Annotated in this window: 16 protein-coding genes; 10 read left to right on the forward strand and 6 right to left on the reverse strand. The window is 72.0% G+C overall.

All coding sequences use genetic code 11. The annotated features are described in order from the left end of the window. The first annotated feature begins 4 nt into the window (after positions 1-4). The 8 genes from CCN42_RS19255 (at position 5) to CCN42_RS19290 (ending at position 7,569) form a co-directional block, all read left to right on the forward strand. Entirely contained in the window at positions 5-1,240 is a 1,236-nt protein-coding gene (locus tag CCN42_RS19255; protein WP_086737342.1) for a polysaccharide deacetylase family protein, read from the forward strand. Positions 1,241-1,306: 66 nt separating this feature from the next. Next, positions 1,307-1,894, forward strand: coding sequence for a TlpA family protein disulfide reductase (locus CCN42_RS19260; protein WP_086737344.1), 588 nt, complete (start codon positions 1,307-1,309; stop codon positions 1,892-1,894). 46 nt (positions 1,895-1,940) lie between these two features. Beyond that, the gene (locus CCN42_RS19265) at positions 1,941-2,663 is read left to right on the forward strand and encodes a cytochrome c biogenesis CcdA family protein (RefSeq protein ID WP_086167874.1); all 723 of its coding nucleotides are present in this window, start codon (positions 1,941-1,943) and stop codon (positions 2,661-2,663) included. Between the two features lie 3 nt (positions 2,664-2,666). Beyond that, complete coding sequence (gene resB, locus CCN42_RS19270) at positions 2,667-4,403, forward strand: cytochrome c biogenesis protein ResB (RefSeq protein ID WP_086737346.1); 1,737 nt, start codon at positions 2,667-2,669, stop codon at positions 4,401-4,403. Then, the gene (ccsB, locus tag CCN42_RS19275) at positions 4,400-5,512 is read left to right on the forward strand and encodes a c-type cytochrome biogenesis protein CcsB (RefSeq protein WP_169731487.1); all 1,113 of its coding nucleotides are present in this window, start codon (positions 4,400-4,402) and stop codon (positions 5,510-5,512) included. Before resB ends, ccsB begins: the two co-directional genes overlap by 4 nt. A 78-nt stretch (positions 5,513-5,590) precedes the next feature. Then, positions 5,591-6,196 (forward strand): RNA polymerase sigma factor, encoded by a 606-nt coding sequence (locus tag CCN42_RS19280; protein WP_086737348.1) that lies wholly within the window; start codon positions 5,591-5,593, stop codon positions 6,194-6,196. Beyond that, entirely contained in the window at positions 6,193-7,104 is a 912-nt protein-coding gene (locus tag CCN42_RS19285; protein ID WP_086737350.1) for a CU044_5270 family protein, read from the forward strand. The genes CCN42_RS19280 and CCN42_RS19285 overlap by 4 nt, the downstream gene beginning before the upstream one ends. Before the next feature lie 39 nt (positions 7,105-7,143). Beyond that, positions 7,144-7,569 (forward strand): SRPBCC domain-containing protein, encoded by a 426-nt coding sequence (locus CCN42_RS19290; RefSeq protein ID WP_086737352.1) that lies wholly within the window; start codon positions 7,144-7,146, stop codon positions 7,567-7,569. Here CCN42_RS19290 and CCN42_RS19295 read toward each other — a convergent pair whose 3' ends face one another. The 5 genes from CCN42_RS19295 to CCN42_RS19315 all read right to left on the reverse strand — a co-directional run bounded on the left by CCN42_RS19295 (position 7,570) and on the right by CCN42_RS19315 (position 13,555). Further along, positions 7,570-9,111 (reverse strand): ABC transporter substrate-binding protein, encoded by a 1,542-nt coding sequence (locus CCN42_RS19295; protein ID WP_211294745.1) that lies wholly within the window; start codon positions 9,109-9,111, stop codon positions 7,570-7,572. Next, positions 9,111-11,150: a hypothetical protein gene (locus CCN42_RS19300; RefSeq protein ID WP_245877370.1), complete on the reverse strand. Its 2,040-nt coding sequence runs from the start codon at positions 11,148-11,150 to the stop codon at positions 9,111-9,113. The genes CCN42_RS19295 and CCN42_RS19300 overlap by 1 nt, the downstream gene beginning before the upstream one ends. 203 nt (positions 11,151-11,353) lie before the next feature. Continuing rightward, the gene (locus tag CCN42_RS19305) at positions 11,354-11,812 is read right to left on the reverse strand and encodes a nucleoside deaminase (protein WP_086737359.1); all 459 of its coding nucleotides are present in this window, start codon (positions 11,810-11,812) and stop codon (positions 11,354-11,356) included. 106 nt (positions 11,813-11,918) lie between these two features. Further along, entirely contained in the window at positions 11,919-13,196 is a 1,278-nt protein-coding gene (locus CCN42_RS19310; RefSeq protein WP_086737361.1) for an RNA polymerase sigma factor, read from the reverse strand. Further along, the gene (locus tag CCN42_RS19315; RefSeq protein WP_086737363.1) at positions 13,193-13,555 is read right to left on the reverse strand and encodes a YciI family protein; all 363 of its coding nucleotides are present in this window, start codon (positions 13,553-13,555) and stop codon (positions 13,193-13,195) included. Before CCN42_RS19315 ends, CCN42_RS19310 begins: the two co-directional genes overlap by 4 nt. 379 nt (positions 13,556-13,934) lie before the next feature. Here CCN42_RS19315 and CCN42_RS19320 point away from each other — a divergent pair, with 379 nt between their 5' ends. After that, positions 13,935-14,702: a CDP-alcohol phosphatidyltransferase family protein gene (locus CCN42_RS19320; RefSeq protein WP_086737365.1), complete on the forward strand. Its 768-nt coding sequence runs from the start codon at positions 13,935-13,937 to the stop codon at positions 14,700-14,702. 571 nt (positions 14,703-15,273) lie between these two features. Here the strand turns inward: CCN42_RS19320 and CCN42_RS19325 are convergent. Then, the gene (locus tag CCN42_RS19325) at positions 15,274-15,873 is read right to left on the reverse strand and encodes a TetR/AcrR family transcriptional regulator (protein ID WP_086737369.1); all 600 of its coding nucleotides are present in this window, start codon (positions 15,871-15,873) and stop codon (positions 15,274-15,276) included. Positions 15,874-15,959: 86 nt separating this feature from the next. On the opposite strand from CCN42_RS19325, the gene CCN42_RS19330 reads away from it, so the two are divergent. Beyond that, positions 15,960-16,496, forward strand: a complete 537-nt coding sequence (locus CCN42_RS19330) for an LppU/SCO3897 family protein (RefSeq protein WP_143661954.1) — start codon at positions 15,960-15,962, stop codon at positions 16,494-16,496. The last annotated feature ends 107 nt before the right edge of the window (positions 16,497-16,603 follow it).

Consider the following 16,603-nt stretch of genomic DNA (forward strand, 5'->3'; position numbering starts at 1 on the left):
AGCGATCGGACTCGGCGCGGGGGCCGCCGCCGCGTTCGGGGTCGCCGGGTGCGGGTCCCACACCTCTTCAGAGGGGTCGTCCCACGCCGGAGGTTCCACCGGCAGGGGCAGGGGCGAAGGCGAGGGGGAGGGGACGGGCAGGCCGAGCGGGCAGCCCGTGCGGCCGATCGGCGACGGCTCCACCGCCTTCACCGGCAAGCAGCCGAACCAGCCCCCGGCCCCCGAGCCCCTGGAGCCGGGTCAGACTCCGCCACAGTTCGTCGTCTTCTCCTGGGACGGGGCCGGCGAGGTCGGCAACGGGCTGTTCCCCCGCTTCCTCGACCTGGCGAAGGAGCACGGCGCGCACATGACCTTCTTCCTCTCCGGGCTGTACCTGCTGCCCGAGTCGAAGAAGCGGCTCTACGACCCGCCGAACAACCCGCGCGGCGCCTCCGACATCGGCTACCTCACCGACGGCCACATCAAGGACACGCTGAAGAACATCCGCCGTGCCTGGCTCGACGGGCACGAGATCGGCACCCATTTCAACGGCCACTTCTGCGGTGAGGGCCACGGCTCCGTCGCCCACTGGACGCCGCAGCAGTGGCGCAGCGAGATCGACCAGGCGAAGTCGTTCGTGAAGGAGTGGCGGACCAACTCGGGGTGGACCGATCTGCCGTCGCTGCCCTTCGACTACGACAAGGAACTCGTCGGCGGCCGTACGCCCTGTCTGCTCGGCCAGGACAACCTGCTGCCGGTCGCGCGGGAGCTGGGCTGGCGCTACGACGCCTCCTCGCCCGGCGGCCTCCAGGTGTGGCCGGACAAGAAGCAGGGGATCTGGGACCTCCCCCTTCAGCAGATACCTTTCCCCGGACGCTCGTTCGAGGTCTTGTCCATGGACTACAACATGCTCGCCAACCAGTCCGTGAACTCCACGAACGCACCCGCGCACAACTACCCGGGCTGGCGCGAACAGTCGGCACAGGCCTACATCCAGGGATTCAAGCGGGCATACGAGACAAACCGCGCACCCTTCTTCATCGGCAACCACTTCGAGCAGTGGAACGGCGGCATCTACATGGACGCCGTCGAGGAGGCGCTGAAGCACATCGCGCGGGAGAAGGACAAGGGCGAGGACGTGCGGCTGGTCTCCTTCCGCCAGTTCACCGACTGGCTGGACGTGCAGCGGCCCGAGGTGCTGGCCAAGCTGCGCACCCTGGGCGTGGGCCAGGCGCCCGCCGGAGGCTGGAAGCGGTTCTGAAATGGGGGTTTCCACCTGTAAGGGGGGTGCGCAAGATCCCCAGAACGGGCATGCGAAACTTTTCACATGAGTGCCGCCAGCCGTACCACCCTGCTCGCCGCCGGTGCCGCCGTCGCCGCGCTGACGCTGTCCGCGTGCACGTCCGGGGGAACCTCGGGCGGCGGTGACACCAACCTCGTCACCGGCGAGGAAGGCATCGCCACGGCGGCCAAGGACGAGCGCGCCCAGGCCCCCGAGCTGTCCGGCGAGACCCTCGACGGCAAGCAGCTCAGCACCGGCGACTACCGGGGCAAGATCGTGGTGCTGAACTTCTGGGGCTCCTGGTGCGGACCCTGCCGGATCGAGGCGAAGAACTTCGAGAAGGTCTACAAGGACGTCAAGGACCAGGGCGTCCAGTTCGTCGGCGTCAACACCCGCGACACCAGCGTCACCCCGGCGCTCGCCTTCGAGAAGGAGCAGGGGATCACCTTCCCCAGCCTGTACGACCCGACGGGCAAGCTGATGCTCCGCTTCGAGAAGGGCACCCTCAACCCGCAGCTCATCCCCTCCACGCTGGTCATCGACCGGGACGGGAAGATCGCGGCCCGTGCCCTCTCCGCCCTCAGCGAGGACAAGCTGCGCGGCATGATCGAGCCGGTCCTGGCGGAGAAGTGACGTGAGCGCCACTCTCGCCGCCGCGACGGACTACAACGGCACGGTGATGCACGGCGCGCTGCTGCTCGCCCTGCCGATCGCCGTGCTCGGTGGTCTCGTCTCCTTCTTCTCGCCGTGCGTGCTGCCGCTCGTCCCCGGCTATCTGTCCTATGTCACCGGGGTCAGCGGCACCGACCTGGCCGAGGCCCGACGCGGGCGGATGGTGGCCGGGGCCTCCCTCTTCGTCCTCGGCTTCACGGCCGTCTTCGTCTCCGGCGGGGCGCTGTTCGGCTACTTCGGCTTCACCCTGCGCGAGCACCAGGACACCCTGTCCAAGGTGCTCGGTGTGCTCATGGTCCTCATGGGCGTGTTCTTCATGGGCCTGATGCCCTGGCTCACCCAGCGCGAGTTCCGCTTCCACAAGCGGCCGGCCGCCGGGCTCCTCGGCGCGCCCTTCCTCGGCGCGCTGTTCGGCATCGGCTGGACGCCGTGCATCGGCCCGACGCTCGCCTCCGTCCAGGCACTCTCCTTCGAGCAGGCCAGCGCGGGCCGCGGCGCCCTGCTGACCGTCGCCTACTGCCTCGGTCTCGGTGTCCCCTTCGTGCTCGCCGCGGTCGCCTTCCGCAAGGCCCTCGGCGCCTTCGGCTGGGTCAAGCGCCACTATGTCTGGGTGATGCGCATCGGAGGCACGATGATGATCGTCACCGGCGTGCTGCTGCTGACCGGTGCCTGGGACCGCTTCGTGCAGGAGATGCAGACCTGGTCCAACGGCTTCACTGTGGGGATCTGATCCATGAGCAAGACGACAACCAGCGCCCCCGAAGGCCAGGAGAAGGGCCCGGAGAAGGGTCCGGAGAAGGGCCAGGACGCGGACCAGGACCTCGGTGCCGCGGGCTCCCAGCTGTCCACCGCGCCGCGCGAGGAGGCCCCGAACCTGCCCGCGCTGGGTGTGATCGGCTGGATCCGCTGGTTCTGGCGGCAGCTGACCTCGATGCGGGTGGCGCTGCTGCTGCTCCTGCTGCTGTCGCTGGCGGCGATCCCCGGCTCGCTGATCCCGCAGACCGGCATCGACGCCACCAAGGTCGAGGACTTCCGCGAGCAGCACACCACCCTCGCGCCCCTCTACGACAAGCTGGGCCTCTTCAACGTCTACAGCTCGGTGTGGTTCTCCGCGATCTACATCCTGCTGTTCGTCTCCCTCATCGGGTGCATCGTCCCCCGCACCTGGCAGTTCGTCGGCCAGCTGCGCGGCCGTCCGCCGGCCGCCCCCAAGCGGCTGACCCGGCTGCCCGCGCACACCACCTGGCGCACCGGGGCGAAGCCGGAGGAGGTGCGGCAGGCGGCGCTGGAGATCGTGAAGCAGCGCCGGTTCCGCGCCCATGTCGCCGGTGACGCGGTCGCCGCCGAGAAGGGCTATCTGCGCGAGGCCGGGAACCTCGCCTTCCACATCGCGCTGATCGTGCTGCTGATCGCCTTCGGCTGGGGCCAGCTGTTCAAGTCCGAGGGCAACAAGCTGATCGTGGAGGGCGACGGATTCGCGAACATCCTCTCCCAGTACGACGACTTCAAGTCCGGCAGCCTGTTCCACAACGACGACCTGGAGCCGTTCAGCTTCGACCTGGAGAACTTCACCGGCACCTACGAGACCTCCGGCCCCAACAAGGGCACCCCGCGCGTCTACCAGGCGGAGCTGACCTACAGCGAGGGCGCCTACGGCAAGGAGCGCAGGACCACCGTCGAGGTCAACGAGCCGCTGGAGGTCGGCGACGCCAAGGTCTACCTGGTCAGCCACGGTTACGCGCCCGTGGTCACGGTCCGCGACGGCAAGGGCGAGATCGTCTACCAGGACGCCGTGCCGCTGCTGCCCCTCGACGGGAACGTCACCTCCTCCGGCGTGGTGAAGGTGATGGACGGCTACAAGAACGCCAAGGGCAAGAGCGAGCAGCTCGGCTTCAACCTGTTCTTCCTGCCGACCTACGGCGGCGGCACCATGCTGTCGCAGTTCCCCGCGCTGGTGAACCCGATGCTCGCGGTCTCCGCCTACCACGGCGACCTCGGCGTGAACTCGGGCATCCCGCAGAGCGTGTACCAGCTGGACAAGAAGCACCTCAAGGAGTTCAAGGACGACAAGGGCGAGCTGCTGAAGAAGCAGCTGAAGCCCGGTGACACCCTGACGCTGCCGGACGGCGCCGGCTCGATCACCTTCGAGCGGGAGGTCAGGGAATGGGCCGGCTTCCAGGTCGTGCAGGAGCCGGGCGGCGGCTGGGCGCTCGCCGGTGCCGTCATCGCGATCCTCGGCCTGTCCGGCTCGCTGTTCATCCAGCGCCGGCGGGTGTGGGTGCGGGCGACCGAGGGCCCGGACGGCGTCACCGTGGTCGAGATGGCCGGGCTCGGCCGCAGCGAGTCCGCCAAGGTGCCCGAGGAACTGGGCGAGCTGGCCGCGATCCTCTACGAGAAGGCACCGGGCGCGCCCGATGCCGACGACCCCTCAGAATCCCCCGTACCTGCCGAAGGGTCTGACCACAAGTGACTCTCGCCGCCGCGACGAACGAAAGTCTCGCGAACCTCAGCAACACGCTGATCTACTCCGCGATGGCCGTCTACACCCTGGCCTTCTTCGCGTACATCGCCGAATGGCTCTTCGGCAGCCGCAGCAAGGTGGCCCGCACCGCCGCCGCGCTCACCCCCGGCAAGGCCGGGGCCCAGGCCGGCCCGGCCGTGACCGTGCAGAAGGCCGGCGGCACGGCCGTGCTGGAGCGGCCGCAGGTCACCGTGCGGGCGCAGGCCGGAGCCCGGGACGTGCCCGACGGGCCGGGAGCGCACGGCGGGACCGAGAAGGGCGACCTCTACGGGCGTATCGCCATCTCGCTCACCGTGCTCGCCTTTCTGCTGGAGTTCGGCGGGGTGCTCGCGCGGGCCCTCTCGGTGGAGCGGGCGCCGTGGGGCAACATGTACGAGTTCAACATCACCTTCTCCACGGTCGCCGTGGGGACGTACCTCGTGCTGCTGGCGCTGAAGAAGAACGTCCGCTGGATCGGGCTGTTCCTGATCACCACGGTCCTCCTCGATCTCGGCCTCGCCGTCACTGTCCTGTACACCGCCAGTGACCAATTGGTTCCCGCGCTCCACTCGTACTGGCTGTACATCCACGTCTCCACCGCGATCTTCTGCGGCGCGGTCTTCTACCTGGCCGCGGTCAGCACGGTCCTCTACCTCTTCCGCGACTCCTACGAGAACAAGCTGGCCCGCGGCGGCAAGCCCGGCCGCTTCGCCTCCTCGGTCCTGGAGCGGCTGCCCGCCGCCGCCTCGCTGGACAAGTTCTCCTACCGCATCAACGCGGCGGCCTTCCCCCTGTGGACGTTCACGATCGTCGCCGGTGCCATCTGGGCGGGCGACGCGTGGGGCCGCTACTGGGGCTGGGACCCCAAGGAGGTCTGGTCCTTCATCACCTGGGTCGCCTACGCCTGCTACCTGCACGCCCGCGCCACCGCCGGCTGGAAGGGCCGCAAGGCCGCCTACCTGGCGCTGGCCGCCTTCGGCTGCTGGCTGTTCAACTACTACGGCGTGAACATCTTCGTCTCCGGCAAGCACTCCTACGCCGACGTCGGCCTCGGAGCGCTCCAGGCCGTCGGGTTCTGAACCCCCCAGCCTGAGAGGCCGGTTCCCGTGACCTGGGTCACGGGAACCGGCCTTCGTCGTGCGGACAGGCAAGGAGGCGTGGACACGAATCTGCGGACACGCATCCGCGCGGGGGACCACGATGCCTTCGGTGAGCTGTTCGACGCGTACGCGCGCTCCGTCTACAACCACGCCTACCGCCTCACGGGGGACTGGGCGGTCGCCGAGGACGTCGTCTCACTGACCTTCCTGGACGCCTGGCGGCTGCGCGAACGGCTCGACACGGAGGGCGGGTCGGTGCGGCCCTGGCTGCTCGGCATCGCCACCAACGTCACCCGCACCACCCGCCGCGCCGCCCGGCGGCACGCGGCCGCGATGGCGCGGCTGCCCCGCGAGGAGGCGGTGCGGGACTTCGCCGAGGAGGTCGCGGGGCGGCTGGACGACGCGGCGCAACTGGCCGCCGTACGCACCGCGCTGGCGCGGCTGCGGCGGGCCGAGCGGGAGGTGCTCGCGCTGTGCGTGTGGTCGGGGCTGGACTACGCGGCGGCGGCGCAGGCGCTGGGGGTGCCGGTGGGGACCGTACGGTCGCGACTGTCACGAGCACGGGCAAAGCTCGCGAAACACATGGAACCGCCTTCGGGGCGCGGACAGCTGAAAGGTGACCGCACCACCGCGGTCAGGCCCATCAGGGAGGGAAACCGATGAACCAGCTTCCCGAACGAGACCTTCCGCCGGGCCGTCACCGACTCCTCAAGGAGCATCTGATGACCGAGATCCGGCGCCCCGACGAAGCCCCCGCCCGCCCGCGCCGCAGGTGGCTGCGCCCGGCCCTGGTCGCGGGCACGGTGGCCGCCGTCACCGCCGTGGCACTGACCGTGGCGGTGCCGTCCGGGGAACCCGCTCCGCGGGCGTCGAAGGAGGCCGCGGCGCTTCTGGAGGACATCGCGTTGGCGGCGGAGAAGGCCGATGCCCCGGCCGGCATACGGGACGACCAGTTCGTGTACATCAAGAGCAAGGGCGGATGGACCACGCAGACGGGCGACGAGGGACCGGCGAAGCTGCAACCCGTCCACCGGCGGGAGATCTGGCTGTCGGTGGACGGCTCCCAGGAGGGCATGCTGCACGATCCCTTCGCCAGGGCGCATCACGAGCCGTTGGAAAAGCAGACTCCTGGCATCCCGTCCAACACCAACTACCGGCATCTTGAGACCCTCCCCACCGACCCGGACGAGATGTACGAGTGGCTGAACAGCGTGAGCGAGGGCAGCAGCAGCAAGGACGAAGCCAATTTCGTGCTCGTCGGCGACCTCGCCCGCGAGTCGCTGATGCCGCCCGCGCAGGCGGCCGCGCTCTACCGGGCCGCGGCGAAGATCTCCGGGGTGTTCGTCGTGGACGACACGGTCGACGCGGCGGGCCGGCACGGTGTGGCGGTGGCCCGGGTCGACGACGGGGAGCGGGTCGAGCTGATTTTCGACAAGGAGACCAAGGAGTTCCTCGGCGAGCGTGAGGTCGCCGTCGAGGACCTGCCCTCGGGTTTCGAGAAGGGCGAGGTGACCGGGCGCTTCGCCGTCCTGGAGCGCGCCGTCGTCGACGAGCCCGGCCAGCGCCCGTAACCGCGTGCGCATCCCCCGGCCAGGGGTCACGCTGGTGTCATGACCGGAAAGACCGGATCGAGGACCGGATCGATCGAGCAGGGCACCAGCCAGACCCACGGGAACACGCACATCCTGCACTTCACGGTGCGGCTTCCGGGGGTCATGGAGGCGGTCTGGTCGGCGTTCTCCACCCCGGAGGGGCTGGCGTCCTGGTTCACCCCGGCGGACGAGCTGGAGCCCCGGCTGGGCGGGGCCGTCACCCTGCGTGATCTGGGGTCGGGGCGGGTGACCGCCTGGGACGTGGACCGGGTCGCGGAGTACACCGTGGAGGGCGCGGGCCGGATCCGGTTCCACCTGGAGCGGGACGGCGAGGGGGCGAGCGTGCTCCGGTTCACGCACGAGTTCGAGGGGGAGGGGGAGTCGGAGTCCGCATGGCGGGCTCGATTCGAACGCCTGATCGGGGATCTGCCGCCGTCCCCGTGACTACGACGGCGGGAGGCACTCCTTCCCCGGCGGCTTCCCCTCCGGCCACGCGATCTGCACGAACCTCGCACGCCCCTGCGCCGTCAGCTCGACGATCGGTACGGCCTTGTCGTACGGGTTGCCGTGCACGTCCAGGCAGATCCACCCGCTGGCCCCGTTCACCCGCAGCGAGCCCTTCACCTGCGGCCACTGGAGTCCCACATCGGTCAGCGGGGGGTCCGTACGGCCGTCGGGCGTCGCCTCGCGGATGCCGTGGACGGCGAGCCGCATCGCGTCGTAGGCGATGATCAGCTGGCCGTCCTCGAGGGAGACCGGGCCGATCGGCCCGACGGGCTCGCCCCTGCCGCTCGCCAGCAGGCCGTTCAGCGCCGCGGTGTCGGCCGCCGAGCCGCCGCTGGGCACCGGGTCCTCGGTGAAGGCGTCCGGGTGGGCGAGGGCGGTGTAGCGCACGGAGAGGTTGCGCAGGGCGTCGCGGTCGAGGTCGTGGTCGCCGGTGAGGTAGGAGCCCTCGTCGCCGGTGAGGACGGTGAACTTGCGGTCCTGGCAGCCGCGTCCGCCGAGCGCGTTGACGAACTGCCGCAGCTGGGTGTGGCGTCCGGCGAAGAGGATGGTGTCGGTCGCCCGGGAGGTGTCGCACACCAGGTGGGTGATCTGCCGGAAGGTGTTGGCGGTGGTGCCCTCCTGGCTGCGGTCGGCGGGCGGGGTGAACGGCTGCGGCTCGTACGGGGAGCCCTCGATGAGCCGGGAGAACGACTTCTGGAGGGTGCGCGTGTACGGATCGCCCGGCTTGTCGTAGACCAGCAGGGCCCGCCCCGCGGTGACCTTGGCGAAGGAGGCGAGCGCGCGGGCCTCGTCGGTGTTGGTGGGGGCGACCCGGGCGAGGCCGGGGAACGGGTCGGTGCCGTTCTGCCCGTTGGCGAGGTCGTCGGCGGTGATGGAGGAACCGATCACGGGGATGCCGTGCCGGGTCAGTTCCCGGACGGCGTTCTTGGTGTTCTCGGTGCTCTGCCCGATGCCGGTCACCGCGCGCAGCCGCTCCGGCCCCTTCGCCAGCTCCGCCAGCCGGCCGACGGTGTGCTCCCAGTGCTGCCCGCCGGCCCCGAGGTTGGCCAGCGCCAGCCGGATCGCCGGGGTCTGCCCGTTGGCGGAGTGGTTGGCCTGGTACTGCGCCAGGTAGGTGCCCTGGAGCTGGTGGAGTACGTGGTTGACGGTGTCGCGGTCGGTCGCGGTGAACGGCTCCAGGAGGGCGACGGTGACGTAGCTCCCCTCCTTGAGGGAACGGTTCTCCCGGTCGATCGCCGCCAGCAGCTCCCGCAGCCGCGGCTGCCCGAAGTCGTACGCCGTCGTCGACACGCCCACGCACTCGTCGCTGCCCTCCAGGCGTACGACACCGGGGGCGCAGGACCGGTCCTCACGAGTGACCGTGCGGACGGCGAGGACCGCCCCGGCCACCAGGACGGCGGACAGCAGCAGGGCCAGATACCGGCGCAGCGGGATCTCCCAGACGTCCTCCCGCAGCCAGACCCAGAATCCGCGTCGCATCACGCACCCCCAGCGTTCCGGTCGTCGTCGTCCTCCGGCAGCCGCAGCGGCCGTCCGGCGAGGGCGTCCTCGGGCCACTCCCGGGAGGCCCGCCACAGCAGCGCGTTGCCCGCGGGCCGCAGGTTCGACAGCTGCTCCAGCTCGAACCGCAACCGGTCGCACACCGTGGCGTCCGGCAGCACCAGCGGGTCGGACAGCTGCCACACCGCGTGCAGCAGCCGCCGCACCCGCAGATGCAGTGCCGGGTCCGCCCCGTCCGGCACCGGGTGCTCCGCGTCGGTCCGGCCGAGCGCGACCGCCGCGCGCCGGTCGCCCTGCCCGGTGAAGTCACGGCCCGCCTCGTCGTGGGCGTGGAAGTAGGGCGCGGAGGCGACGAAACGGAGGGTGGCCAGCCAGGCGCGGGTGTCCAGGGCGGGGAAGGTGTCGCGGAGATGCCCGATGGCGGAGGCGTCGGCCCCGAGGGCGAGCTGGTGGTGCAGCCGGTAGCCGGCCCGTACGGCGTCGTCCCGGTCGGGCGCGTAGTGCCGGATCAGCGTCTCGTGGGCCCGCCGCCAGCGGGTGTGGTCGGCGTCCAGGTGGTGCAGCCGGAGCAGCAGCAGGGTCCGCACGAACGGATCCCCGACGAACTGCCCGGCGGCCACCGGCAGCCCCTCCTCCGCGAGCCGGGTCCGCAGGGCCCGTACGTCCGCGGGCCCGAAGCTGTCGGGGAGCAGCGCGTCGGCGAGGGCGCAGGCGGAGTCGTAGTCGTGGGCGGCGGCGAGGACGGTGAGTTCGCCGAGCCGGTCGGCGGGCGCGAGCCGGTCGAGGAGTTCCCGGTAGGCGGGCGCACCGGGCTGGTCCCGGGTGAGCCGTACCTCACCGGTCAGCAACGCGGCCGGCGAGGCCGCCTCGGGCAGCCGCTGGGCGGCGGCCTCGGCCAGGACGGTGATGCCGAGCGGATTCCCGCCGGTCAGCCGGTGGACGGCGTGCGGCAGCTGCGGCGGCACGGGCAGCTCGCCGCACGCGGCGCCCACGATGTGCAGGGTGTCGTCCGGGCTGAGCGGCGGCAGCGGCACCAGCAGGGCCCGGGAGGACGGCGCCCCCGCGTCCGGGGTCCAGTCGGTGCGCCGCGCCAGTTCGGACAGCTCCCGCCGGACGGCACTGCGCAGGAACGCGCCGGTGCCGCGCAGCCCGGCGACGAACACCACCTGGTCGGCGATGTCCTCGGCGCGGTCGCGCAGCACGGCGTCGACGAGGCCGGGACCGGGCGGGCTCTGCGCGTTGTCGACGAGGATCAGCGGGCGCCCGATGCGCTGCATGCGGGGCAGCACTCCGGCGTAGGCGTCGGTGAGGTCGGCGAGCAGCGCCCGGACCAGATGGCGCTCCGCGTGCTGCCGGGAGGTGCCGCCGGCCCGGAAGTGGCCGGAGAGCAGCATGAGCCCGCGCCGGGCGTGCCCGCCCGCGTTGGGATAGTCCTGGTACCAGACGGAGGCGCGCTGGTGCCGCCGGTTGCCGAACCCCTCGGACAGCGAGTCGAGGGTGGCCTCGATGGCGGCGGTCAGCAGCTGCCCGGTCCCGGTCACGGCCGTCACCACGTTCACGGCGACCCGCCCGGCCCACCGCCCGGCGATCCCCGACAGCCACGAGCCGCTCTCGTTCAGCAGCAGGATCCGCTCCACCTCGCGCCGGATCCGCTCCGAGTCGGCGTCGCCCCAGCCGCCGGCCGCGACCGCGACCAGCCCCGACATCAGCCGGGGGAACTGGATCCGCCCGGCCCCGGTGACCGGCGCGGCCAGCTGCTCGGCGATGACGAGCAGCGCCTGGGCGAGCGGTGACCAGGCCTCGGCGGGGCGCCCCGAGGGGGGTGCCGCGAACTCCACGGCGGCGCAGTCGACCAGCGCGACGGGCGTGTGCCCCCGGTAGGCCTCCTGCAACTCCTCCAGTACGGCGCTCTTGCCGAGCCCGCGGGCCCCGGTGAGCACGACGAACGGCACCTCGCGCGGGTGCTCCACGGGCACCGCGCGGTGCTGGTGCGGACGCAGCCCCACCAGCCGCGGCACGAGACCGGCCGGATCCGTCCCTAACAGTGCCCCGCGCCCGTGCAACCGTCTGTGCGCCACCGCACCTCCCCCGTTCGACGCGGTCCCCAACTTCAGGTTAAGGAGAGGGAGTTGATTCGGACCAGGTCGCGTGGTGACCGTTGGGTCACGAATTCGGCGGAACGCCGGCCACCGGGGGGAAAACACGGGCGGGGGCCGGGGACTCACTCCCCGATGTCCTCGTTCCACAGCTCCGGACGCTCCGCCACGAACGCCCTCATCAGCGCCACACATCCCGGATCGTCCAGCAGCACGATCTCCACACCGTGCGCGGCCAGCCAGTCGTGCCCGCCCTGGAAGGTGACGGCGTCGCCGACGACGACCCGGGAGATGCCGAACTGGCGGACCAGCCCGGAGCAGTACCAGCACGGGGAGAGGGTGGTGACCATGGTCGTGCCCCGGTACGACCGCTGCCGTCCCGCCGCCCGGAAGGCCGCCGTCTCCGCGTGCGTCGCGGGATCGCCGTCCTGGACGCGGCGGTTGCGGCCCCGCCCGAGGAGACCGCCGTCGGCGCCGTAGAGCGCGGCGCCGATCGGGATGCCGCCCTCGGCGAGACCGGCACGGGCCTCGGCGAGGGCGGTGACGAGCCAGGCGCGCGCGGTGGTGTCGTCCAGGGGCTGCATGCCGCCACTGTGCTGGGCCCGCGGCGCCGGGGCAACCACCCCGTCCGGCTGCCCCACGCCTCTCACGCGGCAGGGCGAGCGCCCCGCCCTCCACCGCCACGGCGCGTCACACGCGGGCCTTCAGGCGGTGGGCACGGGCGCTGAGGTGGCGGCGCTCGGGGGCACTGGTGGTGCGGTGGGCGGCTTCGCGGTAGGAGGCCGCCGCGGCCTCGTGTTCGCCGAGGAGTTCGAGGAGGTGGGCACGGGTGGCGAGCAGTCGGTGGTGGCGAGCCATGCGCCTGTCCGCCTCCAGTGCCGTGACCAGGTCGAGTCCCGCGGTCGGCCCGTGGACCATGGCGACGGCGACCGCGCGGTTGAGGGAGACCATCGGGTTCGGTCCGAACCGTTCCAGAAGGTCGTACAGAGCGAGGATCTGGGGCCAGTCGGTGGTGTCGGTGTCCTCGGCCTCGTCGTGCACGGCCGCGATGGCAGCCTGCAGTTGGTACGGGCCGACCCGGCCGCGCGGCAGGGTCCGGCCGATCAGGTCCACTCCCTCCGCGATGGCACGGCGGTCCCACCGGCCGCGGTCCTGTTCCGCCAGCGGCACCACTTCGCCGGACGGGCCGGTGCGGGCGGGGCGGCGGGCGTCGGTGAGCAGCATCAGCGCGAGGAGACCGGCGGTCTCGGTGTCGTCGGGTACCAGGCGGTGCAGCATCCGGGTGAGCCGGATCGCTTCGGTGGACAGTTCCGGCGCGGTCAGACCGGTGTCATCGGCACCGCCGGTGGTCGTGTACCCCTCGTTGAAGACCAGGTAGAGCACGTGCCGCACCTCGGCCAGCCGCTCGGTGAGGCCGGCCCCCTCCGGCACGGCCAGGGGGATGCCGGACGCCTTGACGGTCTGCTTGGCCCGGCTGATGCGCTGGGCCATGGTCGCCTCGGGCACCAGGAAGGCCGCGGCGATCTGCGCGGTGGTCAGGCCGCCGACCGCGCGCAGGGTCAGTGCGATCCGGCCGGCCGGTGACAGCGCGGGGTGGCAGCACAGGAACAGCAGGGCCAGCGAGTCGTCCCGGTCCGCGTCGGGCACGGTGTCGGCGGCGTGGCCGAGCAGTTCGGCCTGCGGAGTGGCCAGGGCGAGGGTGTCCTCGCGGCGCCGGCGAGCGCTGTCACTGCGGATCTGGTCGACCAGCTTGCGGGAGGCGACGGTGACCAGCCAGCCCCGGGGATTGTCCGGGACGCCGGCCTCGGGCCACTGCAGGGCGGCGGCCAGCAGGGCTTCCTGGACCGCGTCCTCGCACGCGTCGAAGGCACCGTAGCGGCGCACGAGCGCGCCGAGGACCTGCGGCGCCAGCTCGCGCAGCAGGTCCTCGGCGGCGCTGTGCCCGGCGGCGTGGCGCTCGGCGGTCACACGTCCGCCGCGGACTCGTGCAGGACGGGCCACAGCTCGACCGGCTCGACGTCGGCGAACGGCATGTCCGCGGCGATCGCCTGCGCCCGCTCCAGGCTGTCGCAGTCGAGCAGGTAGAAGCTGGCGATGTACTCCTTGGTCTCCAGGTAGGGGCCGTCGGTGACCGCCGGGGCGCCGTCCTCGCGGCGCACGAGCTGGGCGTTGGCCGCGTCGGCCAGGCCGTAGGCGCCGAGGAGTTCACCGCTCTCGCGGTACCGCTTGTTGAACGCCTCCTGCTTGGCGATCGCCTCCGGCCACGCCTCGGCCGGGAAGGAGTCCCACTTGGCCTGGTTGCCGTAGATCATCGCGACGTACTTCATCTCGGGTGTCCCCTCGTTCCCGCGTGCCCCGTCGGCGCGCTGTCACCCCTCAGTCGGAGCCGGGAACGGGTCCTCGACATCCGACGGCGACTTTCTTCGAGAATTTTTCCCGCGCCGCCGTCGACCGGTCCGCACATCGGAGCGGCGCGAACGGTCAACCTATTACCGGCTGCCCGTAAGCGCAGCGATCGGCCGGACCTGCCGCGGATCACGGGTTCCCTGGGCACCGACCGGGTGATGGCGTCCACCCCTCCCGTCGTGAGGCGGGGCGCGGACGATCCGTCCCCGAGTCCCGGGACACCGCCGGGTGCTCTGTAACCTGAGCCGTCATCGCCGCGCGCGCAGGCGGCAGTTCGGGGTTCTGGCGGAAGGAACGGTCATGGTCGCCGCACCGGTTCTGGAGGAGCTGCGGGAGGTCTGCCAGCCGCGGGCGAAGCTGGCCAGCCGCAACGGCGAGCACTGGGCGGGCCGGCTCTACATGCGGCGGATCTCCCTGCGGCTGACCCGCCAGCTGGTCCGCACCCCCGTCACCCCCGACCAGCTCACCTGGACGATGGTCGGCTGCGGGGTGGCCTCCGGTGCGGCGCTGATGATCCCGGGCCTGACCGGCGCGGTCCTCGCCGTGCTGCTCATGCAGCTGTTCCTCCTCTTCGACTGCGTGGACGGCGAAGTCGCCCGCTGGAAGGGGCAGAACAGCGCGACCGGCATCTACGTCGACCGCCTCGGCGCCTATCTCGCCGACGCCGCGCTGCTGGCGGGCGCCGGGTTCCGGGCCGCCGAGTCGGGCCTGGGCGGCTGGTTGTCCCTCGGGATCGCCACCGCGCTCGGCGTCGTGCTGCTCAAGGCCTCCACCGACCTGGTGGACGTGGCCCGGGCCCGCCGCGGCCTCGCGGTCGCGGACGACGAGGCGACCCGGCCGCGCTCCCAGGGCGCGGCGACGGTACGGCGGGTCGCCGCCGCGTTCAGGATCCACCGGGTGACGAACGGCATCGAGGCCTCCCTGGTCCTCCTCGCCGCGGCCGTCGCGGACCTGGCCGTGGGCGGCGTGGAGGCCACCCGCTGGGCGCTGGCGGGTCTCGCGGTCATCACCTGGCTGATGGTCCCGGCCCACTTGCTGTCGATCCTGTCGTCGTCGCGGCTGCGGTGACGGTGGCCGGTGCCGACGCGTGGGCGGCGGCCGTGGGGGAACTGTTCGGCGGGGGCCGGCCCTTCGCCGCCGTGGGGCCCCGGACGGACGAGGACTGGCGCCGGGACGCGTCCGCGGTGATGCGGCTGCTGACCCGGGACCCGCGCGGCTGGCAGGCGGTGAACTTCGCGCCCGAGCACTCGACCAGCGGACTCGCCGGCAGCCACGAGCCCTTCCTCCCGTGGGCCGCCGGCGGACTCGGCGCGGCGCTCCACCCGGTCACGCCCGAGTCCGCCGTCCGGCTTCTCGTCTCGCTCGAGGGCGAGTGGTTCCAGGCCGCGCGCACCCCGGACTTCGACAACCGCGAGGAAGCGCTCTTCCGCGCCGCCCGGGAGATCCTCGCGCGGTTCGGCCCCGAGCCCGCCTGCTGGACCAACAGGACGGCGGCGCGCGGCCGGCCGGACGCCGACCTGCTGAACGCCGAGGCCGAGTCCGAGTGCCTCAGCGGATACACCGCCGAGCGGACTGGTCGTGGCGTCCGGGTCGGAGGCCGGTGTCTTCCGGGCCTTCTACGAGGACTGAACCGGACGGTTCACCGCGTTGCTCCGATCGCGTGCCAGATCCGGTCCGGCAGCACCCGTACCGCCTCGTCCAGGTCGACATCGCCCAGCCCGGACAGCCAGCGTCGCGCCACCGCCACGACCGGGCCCAGCACCAGGGACTCGATCAGCGGCTGGGGCAGTGGCGCCACCTCGCCCGAGTCGATGTGTGCCTGCATCCACAGCCCGAACGCCGAGACGCGCGCCTCCTGCGCGTCCCGCAACTCCCGTGCCAGGGCCATGGCCCTCCGGTCGGCCCGTGAGGAGTGCAGCAGGCGGGAGGCGTCCGGGTACTCCCGGACGAAGGCCAGGTAGGTCCGGACGAGCGCGCGGATGCCGGTCCGGGCGGTGCGGGTCTGCCGCAGCGCCTCCAGCAGTTCGCCGAGGAGCCGGTCGAGCCAGCGCTGCGTCAGCGCGTCCAGCAGGCCGTCGATGCTGCCGAAGTGGTGGTAGAGGCTGCCGAGGCTGACCCCGCTCGCCTTGGTGAGGGCAGCCACGGTCAGCCCCTGTTCGCCGGTCTCGGCGTAGACGCGCAGAGCGGTGTCCAGGAGGACCTCGGCGGTCGCCGCACCACGTTGCTGCTTGGGGCTCATGTCCGCAGCGTAGATCACCTGAATTCCTGGAACGGATTTCTAGAAAGAACTTCCAGCATCACCGTCCGCTGCACCACACTGACGGCATGTCACAGACTGCGCAGCAGCCCGGTGCGGGGGCTCGTGGGTGCCGTGCGGCGCTCGCGGCCGCCGGGGCCGTGCTCCTGGCCGCGGGGTGCACGAACCAGGCCGACGACAACGCCGGCGGCTCCTCGTCCCCCGGCTCGACACCGCACGAGTCGCCGTACGAGTCGCCCGGCGCATCGCCGTACGAGCCGCCCGCCGACGACCCGTACCCCGCGACGCCCACCGACGACCCGTTCTTCGCGGCACCCACCGAGACCGAGGAACCCCCCGACCCCTACACCTCCGGCACCTGCCTCGACGGCGAACTGCCGGACTCCACCACCGCCCAGAGCGTCGACGACATCGACGAGGTCGCCTGCGACGCGCCCGGCGCCCACTACAAGGTCATCGAGACGTTCCCCTTCACCTCGGACATGAGCCGCTGTGAGAGCAACCCCCAGACCCAGTACGCCTTCTCGTCCCGCTACACCCTGAACGGGACGACCATCAACGAGTACGTGTACTGCCTCGTCGGCCTCGGGGCGTACGCCCGATGAACGCCGTCCCCGGCGCCGAGCCGCAAGGCGACGACGACCCCCGGCGGACCGGGCAGGGTGGGGCGTTACCAGCGCCGCCCGCGGCTGCTGCGCCGCCCGGCGCCGGG

Origin of the sequence: Streptomyces glaucescens (assembly GCF_002154375.1) — a bacterium.
Taxonomy (GTDB): Bacteria; Actinomycetota; Actinomycetes; order Streptomycetales; family Streptomycetaceae; genus Streptomyces; species Streptomyces glaucescens.

Bases quoted from the DNA above. Each gene is read 5' to 3' on its own strand.
- CCN42_RS19260 (WP_086737344.1), top strand. From the start codon at position 1,307: ATGAGTGCCGCCAGCCGTACCACCCTGCTCGCCGCCGGTGCCGCCGTC.
- CCN42_RS19265 (WP_086167874.1), top strand. From the start codon at position 1,941: ATGCACGGCGCGCTGCTGCTCGCCCTGCCGATCGCCGTGCTCGGTGGT.
- resB (WP_086737346.1), top strand. From the start codon at position 2,667: ATGAGCAAGACGACAACCAGCGCCCCCGAAGGCCAGGAGAAGGGCCCG.
- CCN42_RS19285 (WP_086737350.1), top strand. From the start codon at position 6,193: ATGAACCAGCTTCCCGAACGAGACCTTCCGCCGGGCCGTCACCGACTC.
- CCN42_RS19290 (WP_086737352.1), top strand. From the start codon at position 7,144: ATGACCGGAAAGACCGGATCGAGGACCGGATCGATCGAGCAGGGCACC.
- CCN42_RS19295 (WP_211294745.1), bottom strand. From the start codon at position 9,111: ATGCGACGCGGATTCTGGGTCTGGCTGCGGGAGGACGTCTGGGAGATC.
- CCN42_RS19305 (WP_086737359.1), bottom strand. From the start codon at position 11,812: ATGCAGCCCCTGGACGACACCACCGCGCGCGCCTGGCTCGTCACCGCC.
- CCN42_RS19315 (WP_086737363.1), bottom strand. From the start codon at position 13,555: ATGAAGTACGTCGCGATGATCTACGGCAACCAGGCCAAGTGGGACTCC.
- CCN42_RS19320 (WP_086737365.1), top strand. From the start codon at position 13,935: ATGGTCGCCGCACCGGTTCTGGAGGAGCTGCGGGAGGTCTGCCAGCCG.
- CCN42_RS19325 (WP_086737369.1), bottom strand. From the start codon at position 15,873: ATGAGCCCCAAGCAGCAACGTGGTGCGGCGACCGCCGAGGTCCTCCTG.
- CCN42_RS19330 (WP_143661954.1), top strand. From the start codon at position 15,960: ATGTCACAGACTGCGCAGCAGCCCGGTGCGGGGGCTCGTGGGTGCCGT.